The sequence below is a fragment of the Mesorhizobium delmotii genome (assembly GCF_900149755.1).
Classification (GTDB): domain Bacteria; phylum Pseudomonadota; class Alphaproteobacteria; order Rhizobiales; family Rhizobiaceae; genus Mesorhizobium; species Mesorhizobium delmotii.
On record NZ_FUIG01000046.1, the window covers coordinates 250,114 to 264,826 of the forward strand.

The 14,713-nt window shown below is 60.9% G+C and carries 17 protein-coding genes; 7 read left to right on the forward strand and 10 right to left on the reverse strand.

Translation table 11 applies throughout. From position 1 onward, the window contains the following. Positions 1–311: 311 nt before the first annotated feature. Positions 312–1,784: a trigger factor gene (gene tig, locus BQ8482_RS28755; RefSeq protein ID WP_123150779.1), complete on the forward strand. Its 1,473-nt coding sequence runs from the start codon at positions 312–314 to the stop codon at positions 1,782–1,784. An 86-nt stretch (positions 1,785–1,870) separates the two neighbouring features. On the opposite strand, the gene BQ8482_RS28760 is transcribed toward tig, so the two are convergent. Both BQ8482_RS28760 and BQ8482_RS28765 read right to left on the reverse strand, forming a co-directional pair. Next, on the reverse strand, positions 1,871–2,197 hold the full coding sequence (locus BQ8482_RS28760) for an antibiotic biosynthesis monooxygenase family protein (RefSeq protein ID WP_123150780.1): 327 nt from the start codon (positions 2,195–2,197) through the stop codon (positions 1,871–1,873). Between the two features lie 74 nt (positions 2,198–2,271). Next, positions 2,272–3,159 carry an alpha/beta fold hydrolase gene (locus tag BQ8482_RS28765; RefSeq protein WP_123150662.1) on the reverse strand — a complete coding sequence of 296 codons (888 nt, stop codon included), beginning with the start codon at positions 3,157–3,159 and terminating at the stop codon, positions 2,272–2,274. A 287-nt stretch (positions 3,160–3,446) separates the two neighbouring features. On the opposite strand from BQ8482_RS28765, the gene BQ8482_RS28770 reads away from it, so the two are divergent. The 4 genes from BQ8482_RS28770 to BQ8482_RS28780 all read left to right on the forward strand — a co-directional run bounded on the left by BQ8482_RS28770 (position 3,447) and on the right by BQ8482_RS28780 (position 6,118). After that, on the forward strand, positions 3,447–3,827 hold the full coding sequence (locus BQ8482_RS28770; protein WP_123150663.1) for a c-type cytochrome: 381 nt from the start codon (positions 3,447–3,449) through the stop codon (positions 3,825–3,827). Further along, positions 3,824–3,961 (forward strand): hypothetical protein, encoded by a 138-nt coding sequence (locus tag BQ8482_RS38750; RefSeq protein WP_208867861.1) that lies wholly within the window; start codon positions 3,824–3,826, stop codon positions 3,959–3,961. The genes BQ8482_RS28770 and BQ8482_RS38750 overlap by 4 nt, the downstream gene beginning before the upstream one ends. 1 nt (position 3,962) lies before the next feature. Then, positions 3,963–4,892, forward strand: coding sequence for a heme o synthase (locus tag BQ8482_RS28775; protein WP_123150664.1), 930 nt, complete (start codon positions 3,963–3,965; stop codon positions 4,890–4,892). A gap of 407 nt (positions 4,893–5,299) precedes the next feature. After that, entirely contained in the window at positions 5,300–6,118 is an 819-nt protein-coding gene (locus tag BQ8482_RS28780) for a DUF2189 domain-containing protein (RefSeq protein ID WP_123150781.1), read from the forward strand. A gap of 57 nt (positions 6,119–6,175) precedes the next feature. Here BQ8482_RS28780 and BQ8482_RS28785 read toward each other — a convergent pair whose 3' ends face one another. The 7 genes from BQ8482_RS28785 to BQ8482_RS39635 all read right to left on the reverse strand — a co-directional run bounded on the left by BQ8482_RS28785 (position 6,176) and on the right by BQ8482_RS39635 (position 11,975). Further along, positions 6,176–6,649: an aminoacyl-tRNA deacylase gene (locus BQ8482_RS28785; protein WP_123150665.1), complete on the reverse strand. Its 474-nt coding sequence runs from the start codon at positions 6,647–6,649 to the stop codon at positions 6,176–6,178. Between the two features lie 187 nt (positions 6,650–6,836). Further along, positions 6,837–7,241 (reverse strand): cytochrome C oxidase subunit IV family protein, encoded by a 405-nt coding sequence (locus tag BQ8482_RS28790; RefSeq protein WP_123150666.1) that lies wholly within the window; start codon positions 7,239–7,241, stop codon positions 6,837–6,839. A gap of 31 nt (positions 7,242–7,272) precedes the next feature. Continuing rightward, positions 7,273–7,995: a heme-copper oxidase subunit III family protein gene (locus BQ8482_RS28795; RefSeq protein ID WP_123150667.1), complete on the reverse strand. Its 723-nt coding sequence runs from the start codon at positions 7,993–7,995 to the stop codon at positions 7,273–7,275. A 13-nt stretch (positions 7,996–8,008) separates the two neighbouring features. Next, positions 8,009–8,713, reverse strand: coding sequence for a cytochrome c oxidase subunit 3 (locus BQ8482_RS28800; RefSeq protein WP_123150668.1), 705 nt, complete (start codon positions 8,711–8,713; stop codon positions 8,009–8,011). After that, positions 8,710–10,479: a cytochrome c oxidase subunit I gene (ctaD, locus tag BQ8482_RS28805; RefSeq protein ID WP_123150669.1), complete on the reverse strand. Its 1,770-nt coding sequence runs from the start codon at positions 10,477–10,479 to the stop codon at positions 8,710–8,712. Before ctaD ends, BQ8482_RS28800 begins: the two co-directional genes overlap by 4 nt. 88 nt (positions 10,480–10,567) lie before the next feature. Then, the gene (gene coxB, locus BQ8482_RS28810) at positions 10,568–11,383 is read right to left on the reverse strand and encodes a cytochrome c oxidase subunit II (protein WP_095493745.1); all 816 of its coding nucleotides are present in this window, start codon (positions 11,381–11,383) and stop codon (positions 10,568–10,570) included. Positions 11,384–11,837: 454 nt separating this feature from the next. Beyond that, positions 11,838–11,975, reverse strand: coding sequence for a hypothetical protein (locus BQ8482_RS39635; RefSeq protein WP_244603015.1), 138 nt, complete (start codon positions 11,973–11,975; stop codon positions 11,838–11,840). Between the two features lie 67 nt (positions 11,976–12,042). Here BQ8482_RS39635 and BQ8482_RS39640 point away from each other — a divergent pair, with 67 nt between their 5' ends. Next, complete coding sequence (locus BQ8482_RS39640) at positions 12,043–12,180, forward strand: hypothetical protein (protein ID WP_244603016.1); 138 nt, start codon at positions 12,043–12,045, stop codon at positions 12,178–12,180. 27 nt (positions 12,181–12,207) lie between these two features. Here the strand turns inward: BQ8482_RS39640 and BQ8482_RS28820 are convergent, their stop codons facing one another. Then, complete coding sequence (locus tag BQ8482_RS28820; RefSeq protein ID WP_123150670.1) at positions 12,208–13,116, reverse strand: LysR family transcriptional regulator; 909 nt, start codon at positions 13,114–13,116, stop codon at positions 12,208–12,210. A 142-nt stretch (positions 13,117–13,258) separates the two neighbouring features. Between BQ8482_RS28820 and BQ8482_RS28825 the strand changes: the two genes are divergently transcribed. Continuing rightward, positions 13,259–14,710: an MFS transporter gene (locus BQ8482_RS28825; protein WP_123150671.1), complete on the forward strand. Its 1,452-nt coding sequence runs from the start codon at positions 13,259–13,261 to the stop codon at positions 14,708–14,710. Positions 14,711–14,713 lie beyond the last annotated feature (3 nt).

Sequence of the window (14,713 nt, forward strand, 5' to 3'; positions counted from 1 at the left end):
GTCCTTGCGCGTCCAAGAAGGACGCGCGGCGCTGTAGACGCGAAGATGGTTGAAAATTAGCCGCGCCTGTGACAAAAGGCGTGTCGAATGTGACGGGATGCGACGATCCGCTTCTGCAGAATGTGATAAGAAGTAGGAAAAACAAAGACTTATTCACATTTTGGAGCGTATTTTCTGGAGGATTTGCGCCGCGTTGGGCGGACAAATCGCCAAGTCCCGCACCAAAAGCCATTCCCGGCAAGATCATACCGGCAGGCTGTAAACGGCAGGAGCCGTTTGGCTGCCTCATTGGTGGAAACAAAGGTTCTATGATGCAGGTCACCGAAACGCTCAACTCCGGTCTCAAGCGCGAGATCAAGATCACCGTGCCGGCCGGTGACATGGAAGCCAAGCTGATGGCGCGGCTTTCCGATGCCAGGAACAAGGTTCGCATCAACGGCTTCCGTCCCGGCAAGGTGCCGGTGCAGCACCTGCGCAAGGTCTATGGCAAGTCGTTCATGGCCGAAGTGGTCAATGAGATCCTCAACGATTCGACCCGTTCGATCATCACCGGGCGCGGCGAAAAGGCCGCCATGCAGCCCGAAGTGATCATGACCGAGGACGAGAAGGAGGCCGAGAAGATCCTGGCCGGCGGCGCCGACTTCGAGTTCCGGCTGAACTACGAGATCATTCCGCCGATCGAGATCAAGGATTTCTCCGACATCAAGGTGACACGTCAGGTGTTCGACGTGCCGGATTCCGAAATCGACGAGCAGGTCCGGCGTGTCGCCGAATCGGCGCGCACCTACGAGCCGAAGACCGGCAAGGCCGCCGAAGGCGACCGCGTGACGATTGACTATGTCGGCAAAATCGACGGCGAAGCCTTCAGCGGCGGCGCCGGCACGGACCAGCCGCTGGTGCTCGGCTCCAAGGAATTCATTCCCGGCTTCGAGGATCAGCTCATCGGCAGCAAGGCCGGCGACGAGACGCAGGTCACGGTCACGTTCCCGGAAAACTACCAGGCGGCGCATCTGGCCGGCAAGGAAGCCACCTTCGACGTCACCGTCAAGGAAGTGTCCAAGCCCGGTGCGTTGGAAATCAACGACGAAACGGCCAAGAATCTCGGCCTGGAATCGCTGGAGCGCCTGCGTGACGTGGTGCGCGGCCAGATCGAGAACCAGTTCGGCTCGATGACGCGCCAGAAGATCAAGCGTCAGCTGCTCGACCAGCTCGACGCCGCCTACTCGTTCGAGGCGCCGTCGAAGCTCGTCGAGGCAGAGTTCAACAACATCTGGAACCAGGTCAACCGCGATCTGGAAGCCGCCGGCCGCACCTTCGCCGACGAGGAGACGACGGAAGAAGAGGCGCGCGCCGAATATATGCGGCTTGCCGAGCGCCGCGTGCGTCTCGGCCTGGTTCTCGCCGAAATCGGCGAGAAGGCCGGCGTCGCCGTGTCGGACGAGGAATTGCAGCGTGGCCTGTTCGAGCAGGTGCGCCGCTATCCGGCCGCCCAGCAGCAGGAAGCCTTCGAATTCTACCGCAGCAATCCCGAAGCGCTGAACACGCTGCGCGCGCCGCTGTTCGAGGAGAAGGTGGTCGACCATCTGCTCAGCCAGATTTCGGTCACCGACGTCAAGGTAAGCAAGGAAGAGCTGATGGCCGACGACGAGGACAGCGAGACGGCCAAGGCGAAGCCAGCGAAGAAAGCTGCCGCGAAGAAGGCCGACGCCAAGAAGGCCGACGATGCGGAAGAAACCAAGAAGAAGGCCGCGCCGAAGAAGAAAGCCGCCAAGGACGTCGAATAACACGGCATTCTGCGAATTGCGAAAGGCCGCCCTCGAGGCGGCCTTTTTCGATGCTGTCGACGTCGCAAGGCCACTGCCGCCGCCGCCTAGTCGCGAGGCATTTGATTGACGAGGATCCGCATCACCGTCACTCGTTTGGGCAGCTCGACGAGAAACTCTTCGTCACGCGGCAGGTGGTGGATCTTGTGCGGGTCGCCGCCGGTGAAGCTCGCCATAGCTTCGACGTCAGCCCAGTATGAGATCGTCACGAACTCTGTTTCTTCTTCGCGATCTTCGCGAAACAACTGCACGCCAAGTGCCTTCTCCTGAAGCGGCGGAATGCCTTCGCGGCGTAGATATGGCTCGTAGGCGTCCGCCAGATCACGGCGTGTCCTTCCCCGCCAGATCCGGGCAATTGTGGCGTTGTCGGTCATGACGTGCTCCTCTCGATGGGTTGTGATGAGGATCGGGCAGCGTGGCGGGATCCGCTGCGGTGTTGTGCGGGCGATCAATGCAGGACCTTGCCCAGAAACCGTCGCACCAACGGCAGGGCGACTTCGAAGTGGGTTTCCAGCAGCCAGTGCCCTGCGTCGTTCAGCAAATGCAGCTCGGCCTCGGGGAGATCGCGCAGATAGGCGCGCGCTGCCGGCTCGGGCATGTATTCGTCCTTCGGCCCCCAAAGGATCATTGCCGGCGGCCGCTGTTCGCGCAGGTATTTCTGGTAACGAGGGAACCAGTCGAGATTAGCCTTGAGCTTCTCCATCAGTCCGACTGAAAGCGCACGGCGCACGGGCGTATCCATCAGCGGCCAATGCAATTTCCACATATCGGGCGGGACACGTTGGGCGACGTCGTCATCGACTTCGCCGACGAACTCGGCGCGAAAGCCGTCCTCGCTCACCGCTTCTTCCAGCGGCGCACGGTTCGCTGGTGAAGGATCCCGCCAGAAACGCCGGATCGTTTCGTATTTTGGGCCAAGAGCATCCGCGTAGATGTCGCCATTCTGGATGATGAGGGCCTTGATCCGCGATGGGTGCGCTATGGCGTGGCGCAGGCCGATCTGCGAGCCGTAGTCGTGCAGCCACAGCGCGTAGCTGCCGAGCCCCAGCGCGTCGGTGAACCGCTCCAGAAAAGTCGCATAGGCGTCAAAATCATAACCGAACTGTGCCGGATCGGGGGTTCCACTGTAGCCAAGGCCGGGGAAATCCGGCGCGACCGTCCGCCAGTGATCGGCGAGCGCTGGCATCAGCCGGCGATATTGGAAGGATGAGCAGGGATAGCCATGCGGAAGCAACAGCACCGGCGCGGTTTCAGGACCTGCCTCTCTGTAAAAGACCGTCTCGCCGTCGATCGTGCGGGTGCCGTGGCGCACCTCCAGGACGCTCCTGTCGTTCATGGACCTTCTCTGATCTTTGATCTTGCAGACGTTGAACCGTAGCTGGTCTAACGCCTTTTAGCCGGTATGCGTTCCGACTGCGCTCGACGCCGATCGAGCTGCCTCATCGTTTCGGGGGCAATCCTGCTGGTCGACTCTTCTATCTGCCGGCCAGTTTCTGTGGTATGTAGATGCCGCAATTCCATGACGCGGATATTCCGCTCTGTCGTGCAAGGGGCGCATGCCGGCGAAGGTGTCGGCAGGCGCAGATCGTCCAAGGCAGATTTGGCGATCGGGGAGGGAATGCCATGCGTGCAATCGCATTTTTCGCCGTCGTGTCCGTTGCGACGTTCATCACAAACCAATCGCAGGCACAGGATGCCGCCGCGGGTGAGAAGGTCTTCACCAAATGCAAGGTCTGTCACGTCGTGGACAAGGACCAGAACAAGGTCGGTCCGTCGTTGAGCGGCGTTATCGGCCGGACGGCCGGCACGCATCCGGGGTTCAAGTATTCCAAAGCCATGACCGAGGCGGGAAAATCCGGCGTCAAATGGGACGACGCCACGCTGACGACCTATCTTCGCGATCCCAAGGCCATGATCAAAGGTGGGAAGATGGCTTTTCCCGGCCTCAAGAAAGACGAGGATCTCGCCAACGTCATCGCCTATCTGAAGCAATTCTCCAAATGACCCGGTTCTTCCGCCAGGAAGTAACCCGGTTCTTCCGCCAGGAAGTAACCCGGTTCTTCCGCCAGGAAGTAACCTGGCTCTTCCGCCGGCTGATGGGCCGGCCAGATTGCCTGCCCCCATCGATGGTCGCCTGAAATGTCGGCTCGGGAAAGCGGCCTCAAGGATACCGGTATCCAGATCTCGGAAGCGACGGTCAGTGATTTCTTCGCGCTTCTGAAACCACGCGTCATGGCGCTTGCTGTTTTTACCGCTTTCGTCGGCCTGATGGTGGCGCCTGGGGCAATGAATCCGGTCATCGCCGTGATTGCAATCGGTGCAATTGCGGTTGGAGCGGGAGCGGCCGGGGCACTCAACATGTGGTATGATGCCGATATTGACGCTTTGATGTCGCGCACGTCAAAGCGGCCGGTCCCGTCAGGCCGGGTCATGCCAGGCGAAGCTCTCGGCTTCGGCCTGGTGCTTTCCGTACTTTCGGTCATGACGCTCGGCGTGCTGGTTGGGTGGCTTGCCGCATCGCTGCTGGCTTTCACCATCTTCTTCTATGTCGTCATCTACACGATGTGGCTGAAACGCTCGACGCCGCAGAATATCGTCATAGGCGGCGCCGCGGGTGCCCTTCCTCCTGTCATCGGGTGGGCGGCGGCCACCGGCGCTGTCGGGGCTGAAAGTCTCATCCTGTTTCTGATCATCTTCCTCTGGACGCCGCCGCATTTCTGGGCGCTCGCGCTGTTCAAGATCGGCGACTATGCTGCTGCCGGCATTCCCATGATGCCGAACGTGGCCGGCCAGGCTTCGACCAGAAAACAGATCTTCGTCTATTCACTGATCCTGGCACCAATCGGCGTGCTGCCTTGGGCTTTTGGATTCGCGAGCGGATTGTACGGGATTGTTTCGGCCGCATTGGGCGCGGGTTTCATCTGGCATGCCTGGAAGCTTCTGATCGACAAGGAGATGAAATTCGCAAAGGCGCTGTTTGCCTATTCGATTCTCTATCTTTTCGCGATCTTTGCCGTGCTGCTTGCCGATACCATTGCAATGCGTGCCGTCATGTCAGCCGGAAATTGACGGCATGACCTGCCTCGTGGCTGCATTGAATCCTGATGTTCTCGGATTGCTTGCCGCGTTGAGAATCGGCGATTGCTGAACGAGGTGCGCCCCGAACCTGCTCAAACCTCACATTGGCACTGCGCAGAATCCCAGCAACAGCAGAATAACTACGCCAAGGCCGAGCATGAGAACGGTCTTTCCATCCATGACCTTCACCCTTCAACCCAGCTTGGAGAATATCGAAGAAAGGCGGTTAGAGCTAGCCGGATCACCGGAGCCGTCCTCTCAAGACAAAGGGCGGCGACAAATCCCCTGCAAGAGCGTATGTTGATCATGGTGCAGGTCGCGGTTTTGCGTGGCCAGTCACGCTGAACGACAGCACCGTAAAATCGCGACCTTACCGGACCTGGTCTGGAGGAATGGTCATGGCAAGTTTTCACGTGATTGCAGGCGCCAGCGAGACGCTGGAGCACACCAGAATTCGAAAGATCGGCGTTTCCGACCTTTTCGACGCGCTCAAGCGCGGCGTCGACGATTTCATGGTCAAACCGTCGCATATCGTTTTCCTCTGCCTGATCTATCCGCTTGTCGGCGTCGTGCTCGCCGTCTGGACGTCGGGCAACAATGCGCTGCCGCTGTTGTTTCCGCTGGTGTCGGGTTTTGCGTTGATCGGTCCGTTCGCGGCGATCGGCCTCTATGAGATCAGTCGGCGACGGGAGGCCGGGCTCGACGCCTCTTGGAGCCACGCTTTCGGGGTCAGGAATTCTCCGGCGCTGCCGGCCATCGCGGCGGTCGGGATCATGCTGCTTGCGATCTTCATCGCCTGGCTTTTGACCGCGCAGATATTTTACCAGCAAGTGTTCGGCCCGGCCCCGCCGGATTCGCTCTCCAGCTTCATCAGTGAAATATTCGCCACCGGACGCGGCTGGACGCTGATTATCCTTGGCCACGCCATCGGCTTCGTCTTCGCCGCGGTCGTGTTGTGCACCACGGTCGTCGCGTTCCCGTTGTTGCTCGACCGTGACGTCGGCGCCTACGAAGCCATCCACACCTCGGTGCGCGTGGTCCTGGCGAACCCGATCGTGATGGCTGTGTGGGGCCTGATTGTCGCCGTCGCCCTGATCATAGGCTCGCTGCCGGTGTTCGCCGGGTTGGCGGTGGTGCTGCCGATCCTCGGTCACGCCACCTGGCACGTCTATCGGAAAGTTGTGGAATCGCCGGCCTCCACCAGACCGGCTAACTGACAAAATCCTGCCTGCCGCACCGGCGAGAGCATCGGTGCGGCAAGTTGGCCAGGGTGTTCAGTAAGCCGGGTAGCTAAAGCGGGCCTGGCGTGCGTCGCTGGTCAGGTTGCGGAAATCCTTGCCGCTGACATGTACGAGCGTCCTGTGGTCGCCGCCCTCGAAATAGATGTCGGCGGCATTGCCGAGGCTCTCATCGAGAATCACCGGCACATCGTAGGCCGCGCCGATCGGCGGGATAGCGCCGGTGTCGCAATCCTCGAAGAGCGAAACCACCTCGTCTTCGGAGGCGAGTCCGATACGTTTGTCCATGACATCCTGCAACGTGCCGAGCTCGATCCTGTGCGTGCTGGGAACCACGGCCAGCGCATAGCCGAGTTCGTGGTGAACGACCACCGATTTGGCCATTATGCTGCCGGGCACATGCGCCGCTATGGCGGCCTGCCTGCTTGTCGACGTGCGGTGGTGCTCGACGGTGTCATAGGAAATTCCTTTCCCGTCGATAAAGTCCTTCAGTCTGTTTGCGATCGTCATCCTGAGCCTCCCTTGCTGGAGTTCGCGACGCATGTGGAAACGCAGGCAATCATTCTCCTTCCGTCGTTTCCCGTGCTAACAAAAATGGGCCAGCTGTCGATTGTTTCAAGGCAGACAGGAGCGGACCGCAACTAGCGCTTCCAGCTCTTGACGGGAGACGCCGTCGACCCTGTGCCCGGATTGCGTGTCAGGGGCCGGCCCCAAAAAACACCGTCCGGGTGAGAAGCGTGTAATCCGATTCGAAGACCATCATTGCCACGAACACCAGCACCAGTATCGGCGGCAAGATGATCGCATACGTCAGCGCCAACCGTTCCCAGGCCATGTGCATGAAGACCGCGACGATGAGCCCGGCCTTGAGCATCATGAAGATCAGGATCAGCGACCATCTGAGATAGCCGTGGAGGCCGAGATAATCGACCATATAGGAGCAGGCGCTGAGGATGAACAGCCATGCCCAGACGACCAGATAGAGCTTGATCGGGTGCTCCTGATGAACCTCCGCGGGGGCGATGCCGATTGCTGTCGCATCATGCGCTTGAGCTCCGTGCAGCGTATGTTGCCCCAGGCCATTTGCGGTTGCTTCAGCCATATCTGCCTCTCACCAAAGCCATATCTGCCTCTCACCAAAGATAGAAGAATGCGAAAATGAACACCCAGACCAGGTCGACGAAATGCCAGTAGAGCCCCATGATCTCGACGTGCTCGTAGCGGCCCCTGCGACTGGTGAAGAACCCGGGCCGGCCGGTTTCGTAATCTCCGCGCCAGACCTTTCGCGCCACGATGATCAGGAAGATCACCCCGAACGTCACATGGGTGCCGTGAAAGCCGGTGATCATGAAGAAGGATGACCCGAACTGCGCCGCACCCCACGGATTGCCCCAGGGCCGTACCCCTTCGGTGATCAGCTTGGTCCATTCGAAGGCCTGCATGCCGACGAAGGTCGCGCCGAGCGCTGCGGTCAGAAGCATCAGGATCGCCGTCTTGCGGCGGTCGTGGCGATAGCCGAAATTCACCGCCATGGCCATCGTTCCGCTGCTCGAGATCAGCACGAAGGTCATGATCGCGATCAGGATCAGTGGAATATTCGAGCCGCCAATGTGAAGGGCAAAGACCTCGCTCGGATTGGGCCACGGCACTCGGGTAGACATGCGCGCGGTCATGTAGGAGAGCAGGAAGCAGCCGAAGACGAAGGTGTCGCTGAGCAGGAAGATCCACATCATGGCCTTGCCCCAGGACACGTTCTTGAACGCGCGCTGATCCGAGGACCAGTCGGCGGCGACGCCTTGCAAGCCCGCCGGCCGCGGCTGTGCTTGGCCAGTATGAGTCAGTGTCGTGTCTGCCATTCGCCCGGCCCTCCTAGGTCAGCAACTGTAGGCAAATCTCGATAAAAGTAGCGGCCCAGCCGGCCAGAAGCGCGAAGATGGCGAGCCAGACGAAAAGCAGGAAATGCCAGTACATGGCGCACAATTCGACGCTGAGGCGAAGCCGCTCCGGCGGTGCTCCGGTCCAGGCGCCGGCAGTCGTTCTGCTCAAGGCGACCAGCCCTCCCAGTATGTGCAGCCCATGCATCCCGGTTATCAGGTAGAAAAAACTGTTGGCCGGATTGGCGGTCAGCAAGTAGCCGTCGGTGGTCAGTTCCCGCCATGCCACAAGCTGTCCGATCAGGAAGGCAAGCGCGGTGAGCCCCGCCGTGACCAGGCCGAGCCTGACCGTGTCGACCTGACCCCGGCGTGCAGCGACCGAGGCGCATTGCAGCGCGATGCTGCTCAGGACCAGCACGCTGGTGTTGAACCAGAGCACGCGCGGCAGCGGCAGCGCCTGCCAGTCCGACAGCGCCATGCGCATGAAATAGGCGCTGGTGAAAAGCGCAAACAGGCAGCCGACGACGGCGAGGAAGACGCCGAGGCCGATCTTGGCGGTCGGCAGCGCTGATCCTTCCGGGCCGATAATATCCCCGATCACACCTTGCTCGAGCCATGGCTTGGCCATCAGCCGCTGATGGGAAAGCCACCATCCGGCAAAGCCGACGATGACGAGGAGGAAGACCAGAATGACGCTCATGCCGGCTCCCTGGAGGATCCGAAGGAGCCCGGCATGTTTTGCGGGATAAAGTCCTCCTTGGCGCCCGGCACGCTGTAGTCATAGGCCCAGCGATAGACGATCGGCAGTTCCTTGCCGAAATTGCCATGGGCGGGCGGTGTTTCGGACGTCTGCCATTCGAGTGTCGTGGCGCGCCACGGATTGCCGCCGGCCTCGCGGCCATGGCGGATGCTCCAGATCAGATTGAACAGGAACACGACCTGGGCGAAGCCGACGAGGAACGCCATGATGCTGATGAACGCGTTCAGATCGTGGGCCGACTCGGTCATCACCGTCGTGGCGGTCAGTTCGTTGTAGCGGCGCGGTACGCCCATCAGGCCGATGTAGTGCATGGGAAAGAAAATCAGGTAGGCGCCGAGGAAGGTGACCCAGAAATGGAACTGGCCCATCGCCTCGTTCAGCATCCGGCCAGTGACCTTCGGGTACCAGTGATAGATCGCCCCGAAGATCACCAGGATCGGGGCAACGCCCATGACCATGTGGAAATGGGCAACGACGAACATCGTGTCCGATAGCGGAACGTCGACGACGACGTTGCCGAGAAACAGTCCGGTCAGCCCGCCATTGACGAAGGTGACGATGAAGGCCAGGGCAAAAAGCATCGGTATGGTGAGGTGGATGTCGCCGCGCCACAGTGTCAGCACCCAGTTGTAGACCTTGATCGCGGTCGGGACGGCAATGATCAATGTCGTGGTGGCGAAGAAGAAGCCGAAATAGGGATGCATGCCGCTGACATACATGTGGTGCGCCCAGACCACAAAGCTCAGCGCGCCGATGCCGACGATGGCCCAGACCATCATCCGGTAGCCGAAGATGTTCTTGCGCGCATGGGTGCTGATCAGATCGGACACGATGCCGAAGGCCGGGAGCGCCACGATGTAGACCTCGGGGTGGCCGAAGAACCAGAACAGATGCTGGAACAGGATCGGGCTGCCGCCGCCGTGCTGCAGTTGTTCGCCCATCTCGACGATGGCCGGCATGAAGAAGCTGGTGCCGAGCGCACGGTCGAACAGCATCATCACGCAGGCGACAAACAGCGCCGGGAAGGCGAGCAGCGCCATGACTGTCGCGGTGAAGATACCCCAGACAGTCAGCGGCAGGCGCATCAGCGTCATGCCGCGTGTGCGGGCCTGCAGCACCGTCACGACATAATTCAAGCCGCCCATGGTGAAGCCGATAATGAACAGGATCAGCGAGACGAGCATCAGGATGATGCCCCAGTCCTGGCCGCCCGGGGTGCCGGTCATGATCGCCTGCGGCGGGTAGAGCGTCCAGCCGGCGCCGGTCGGTCCGCCGGGCGCAAAGAAGCTCGAGACCAAAACCAGCACGGCGAGCAGGTAGATCCAGTAGCTCAGCATGTTGACATAGGGAAAGACCATGTCGCGCGCGCCGACCATCAGCGGGATCAGGTAGTTGCCGAAGCCGCCCAGGAACAGTGCCGTAAGCAGGTAGATCACCATGATCATGCCGTGCATGGTGATGAACTGGTAGTAGGCTTCCGGGGTGATGAAGTCGAACGTCCCGGGGAAGCCGAGTTGCAGCCGCATCATCCAGGACAGCACCAGCGCCACCATGCCGATTGCCGTGGCCGTCGCCGAATACTGGATGGCGATGACCTTGGCGTCCTGCGAAAAGACGTACTTCGTCCACCAGCTGTGCGGATGATAGAGTTCCATCTCCGCGACCTCGGCCGGCGGTACCGCATCTGCAGGTGTGACATCGACCATATAGGAACACCTCCGTGCCCTTTTCGACCAGGCTCGACAGTTTCGAGCCCTGCCGCAATTTCAACCCACGTCGCCGTCTTCCCGGCGTCTACTCTGCCGAGCCCACCTGCTGGGGGGCCGACAATTGCGCGAAAGTCTGCTGTTCGCCGAGCCACGCCAGATAGTCTTCCGCCGTATCGACCATGACCACGCCATTCATCAACGGGTGCCCCTGGCCACAAAGTTCGGCACACAGGACCTGAAAAGTTCCGGTCTTGGTCGGGGTGAACCAGAAATAGGTGACCGAGCCCGGGATCATGTCCATCTTGGCGCGGAATTCAGGGACGTAGAAATCATGCAGCACGTCGATCGAGCGGAGCAGCATCTTGACCGGCTTGCCGACCGGGAGATGCAGATCGGCGGCTTCGACGACGACATCGTCCTGGCCGTTGGCATCACTGGCGTTCACGCCCAGGGGATTTTCAGGGCTGACGTTGCGGGTGTCGGATGTGCCGAGCTTGCCGTCCTTGCCGGGCAGCCGGAAACTCCACTGCCATTGCTGGCCGACGACTTCGACCACTGTTGCGTCGCTTGGGACGCTGACGAACTGGTTCCAGACGAACAGGCCGGGAACCAGCATGGCCGTGACCCCGATTGCGGTGACGATCGTCAGCCACCATTCGAGCCGCTTGTTCTCGGGTTCGTATGCCGCCTGATTGCCTTCCCGATGACGGAAGCGAAAGACGCAATAGGCCATGAATAGGACGACGGCGGCGAAGACGACGCCGGTAATCCAGAAGGTGATGATGATGGTGTTGTCGATATAATCCCAGTTAGAGGCAATCGGCGTCCACCACCATGGGCTCAGGAAGTGGAACAACACTGAGCCCACAACTACCAAAACGAGTACAAGCGCTATGGCCATATCCCGTTTCCTCCCGGCATTCCAAGGGCGCGAAGCCGTCCCAGGAAATGCCAAATGCATCATAGCTCGATTTCTGATCGAAATTCTAGTGCGGTCTTCCGGCCAGCCGAAACCGCAGTGGCGGTGATGTGGAAAAACCTAAGAAGAAGAAGGCTGCGGCGAAGAAAAAGCCCGCCAAAAGCGCCGAACAACACGGGTTTCCGCCGAATTGTGAAAGGCCGCCCCATGTGCGGTTTTGACCTTAGAGCGACGTGCGGCCACTTAGACGGACAAAATACACTCTGCACGCTCACTATCTGCGCATCGTGCTGTCCGCGAATCGATTCCGATTTTCGAGCCGATGCGGTAGGCGATAGATTCGTGCCCAAGCAGCGGTTGGCGGCTGGCGATACCAGGTTTTGATCATTATCTGCGCCGAGTTGCAAAGTGCAGGTCGTTGGAGGGATCGTTGAAGCTATTCGTCGGCATTGGAGGCGCGGTCGCCACGGCGTTCCTCCTCGCGCTGGAGCGAATGGCTGCAGTTGAACGATGCCGTCTCCGCCAGCCGGACCATCACCGTGTCGGTGACCGTCGACAAGGCCAGCAAGGTCAACGAAAGCTAGTCGGTCAGCAAGCGCGGGAGGAGGCTCGTTCGGGATGGTGTCGACGGGATCAGGCGATTGGTTTCTGCAGACCGGCTCCAGCTGTCCTGGCGGTTCGGGCTGCTGTCGGGGCGAGGCGAAGCCGATTTCGACCTCGCCGGGCTCAGCGAGGCGGTCGGCCAGATCGCCAGCACCTGCAACACCGAGTTGCCGTGATCGGACCAGCAACGCTCGCCTCAACCACTAAGAAATCCAGTGAGTGATTCCGGCGCAAACGTCTCGAACGCAACCGCGCAGCCAGCGATGCGCCGGATCGGCATCGAGCCGCGGGTGCCACAAAAGTGAAACCGTGATTTCCGGCAAGGGAACCGGCAGAGGGAAACAGAACATCCCGTCGCGCAGGTTCCCCGTATAGCGTTCGGGAACGCTGGCGATCAGGTCCGAGGCACGCGCCAGGGCCAGAGCTTCCGAAAAGCCGCCGACGACCGTGACGATTTCTCGTTTCAACCCTAACGGCTCAAAGGCGTCGTCGATCGGCCCCCTGTCGAGCCCGCGACGGGAGATGAGGATGTGCCGGCAGGCTGCGTAACGGGCAGGGGTGATCGTCAGCTCGCATAATGGATGCCCCATCCGCACGACGCCGACGAAACGATCACGAAACAGCGCTTGCGCGCGCACCTCCGGTCCCGTGGCGTTGCCGACGACGCCGGTTTCCAGGTCTACGCTGCCGTCGCGCAGGGGCGTGCTGTCCTTGTCTGGCTTCAACACAAAACGCAGCCGCACGCCCGGTGCTTGTTGGCCGACCCGCGCAATGAGATCCGGTCCGAAATTCTCGACAAAGCCATCCTGGTTTCTGAGCGTGAAGGTTCGCACGAGCCGTTTCAGGTCGAGCGTCTCAACAGGACGCAGAACGGATTCGGCGTCCTCTACAAGCTGACCGACGCGCTCGCGGAGCTCGATGGCTCGGGGGGTGGGCACGAGGCCGCGTCCAGCCCTGACCAGCAGCGGATCGCCGGTCGTCTCACGCAATCGCGCCAGCGCCCGACTCATTGCCGACGGGCTCAGCCGCAGCCTCTTGGCGGCGCGCGCAACGCTGCCTTCCGTCAGCAGCACATCAAGGGTGACAAGCAGATTGAGATCGGGATGCGACATGTGCTGAGCGTAGCACGGTCAGCACGATCTGACATAGCGTCAAACGCAATGATTAAGTGCAAATGATGCATCTTCCGCCATATTAGGCAAAGGACTACGTCTCTGACAGCTCCGTTTCAGGAGTCGCCAGAAAACGGAGTTCATGTTGAAGCCAATCGATGCAGGACGGGCAGTCGCTGGAAACCCAGAACGGGCACCTTCGGTTCGGTGGGCACTCGCCAGCCTTTCGTTGTCGATGTTGCTGTCCTCACTCGGGATCAGCATCGCCAATGTTGCCTTGCCGACGTTGGCGCAGGCGTTCAACGCCTCGTTCCAGGACGTCCAGTGGATCGTGCTGGCTTATCTCCTCGCCATCACCACGCTGATCGTCAGCGTCGGACGGCTCGGTGACATCACCGGCCGCCGGCTGCTGCTGCTGGCCGGGCTCTTCCTGTTCACGACGGCCTCAGTCCTATGTGGTTTCGCGCCGACGCTCTGGCTGCTGATCGCAGCCCGGACGGCGCAGGGCTTGGGGGCGGCTATCATGATGGCGCTGACCATGGCCTTTGTCGCTGAGACGGTTCCGAAGGCAAGGACCGGCAGCGCCATGGGGCTGCTCGGAACGATGTCGGCGATCGGCACCGCACTCGGTCCCTCGCTCGGCGGCCTTCTGATTGCCGGAGCCGGTTGGCGGGCGATCTTCCTCGTCAACGTGCCACTGGGGTTGCTGGCATTTGTTCTCGCCTATCGCTATCTGCCGGCTGATCGCCGGGGGCCGAAGACGGATCGGGCCGGCTTCGACGTTGTCGGCACGCTGCTGCTTGCCTTGACGCTTGGCGCGTATGCGCTCGCGATGACGATCGGGCGTGGCAGTTTTGGTCCGCTCAACATGGCTCTGTTGGTGGCTGCCGTCTTCGGAGCCGGCTTCTTTGTGCTTGTGGAGGCGAGAGTGGCGTCGCCTTTGATCCGATTGGGCGCGTTCCGCAATGCGATGCTGAGTGCGAGCCTCGCCATGAGCGCGCTCGTTGCGACGGTGATGATGGCGACGCTGGTGGTCGGGCCGTTCTATCTGTCTCGTGCGCTCGGGCTCGACGCGGCTCTTGTTGGCATCGTCATGTCGGTCGGTCCGCTTGTCGCCGCGCTGACCGCTGTGCCGGCTGGTCGCATAGCCGACCGTTTTGGCGCTGGGCGCATGACCATCATTGGGCTCATCGCGATAGCCGCCGGTTGCTTCATTTTATCCGTGATGCCGGCAATATCGGGCATCCCTGGCTACATCGCCCCGATCGCAGTCATCACATCGGGCTATGCGCTGTTCCAAACCGCCAACAACACCGCCGTCATGTCGGATATCCGCCCGGACCAGCGGGGCGTCATTTCCGGCTTGCTCAATTTGTCGCGCAATCTGGGACTCATCACCGGCGCATCCGTCATGGGTGCCGTGTTCGCATTCGCCTCAGAGGCGATCGACATCGCAACGGCGCGCCCCGGGGCCGTTGCCGCCGGTATGCGGATCACGTTCGCGGTCGCGACTATACTGATCGTCGTCGCGCTCGCCATCGCGGTTGGCAGCCGTGCTCCCGCGACACGTCCTTCGCTGCCTGGCGTGTCATGACAC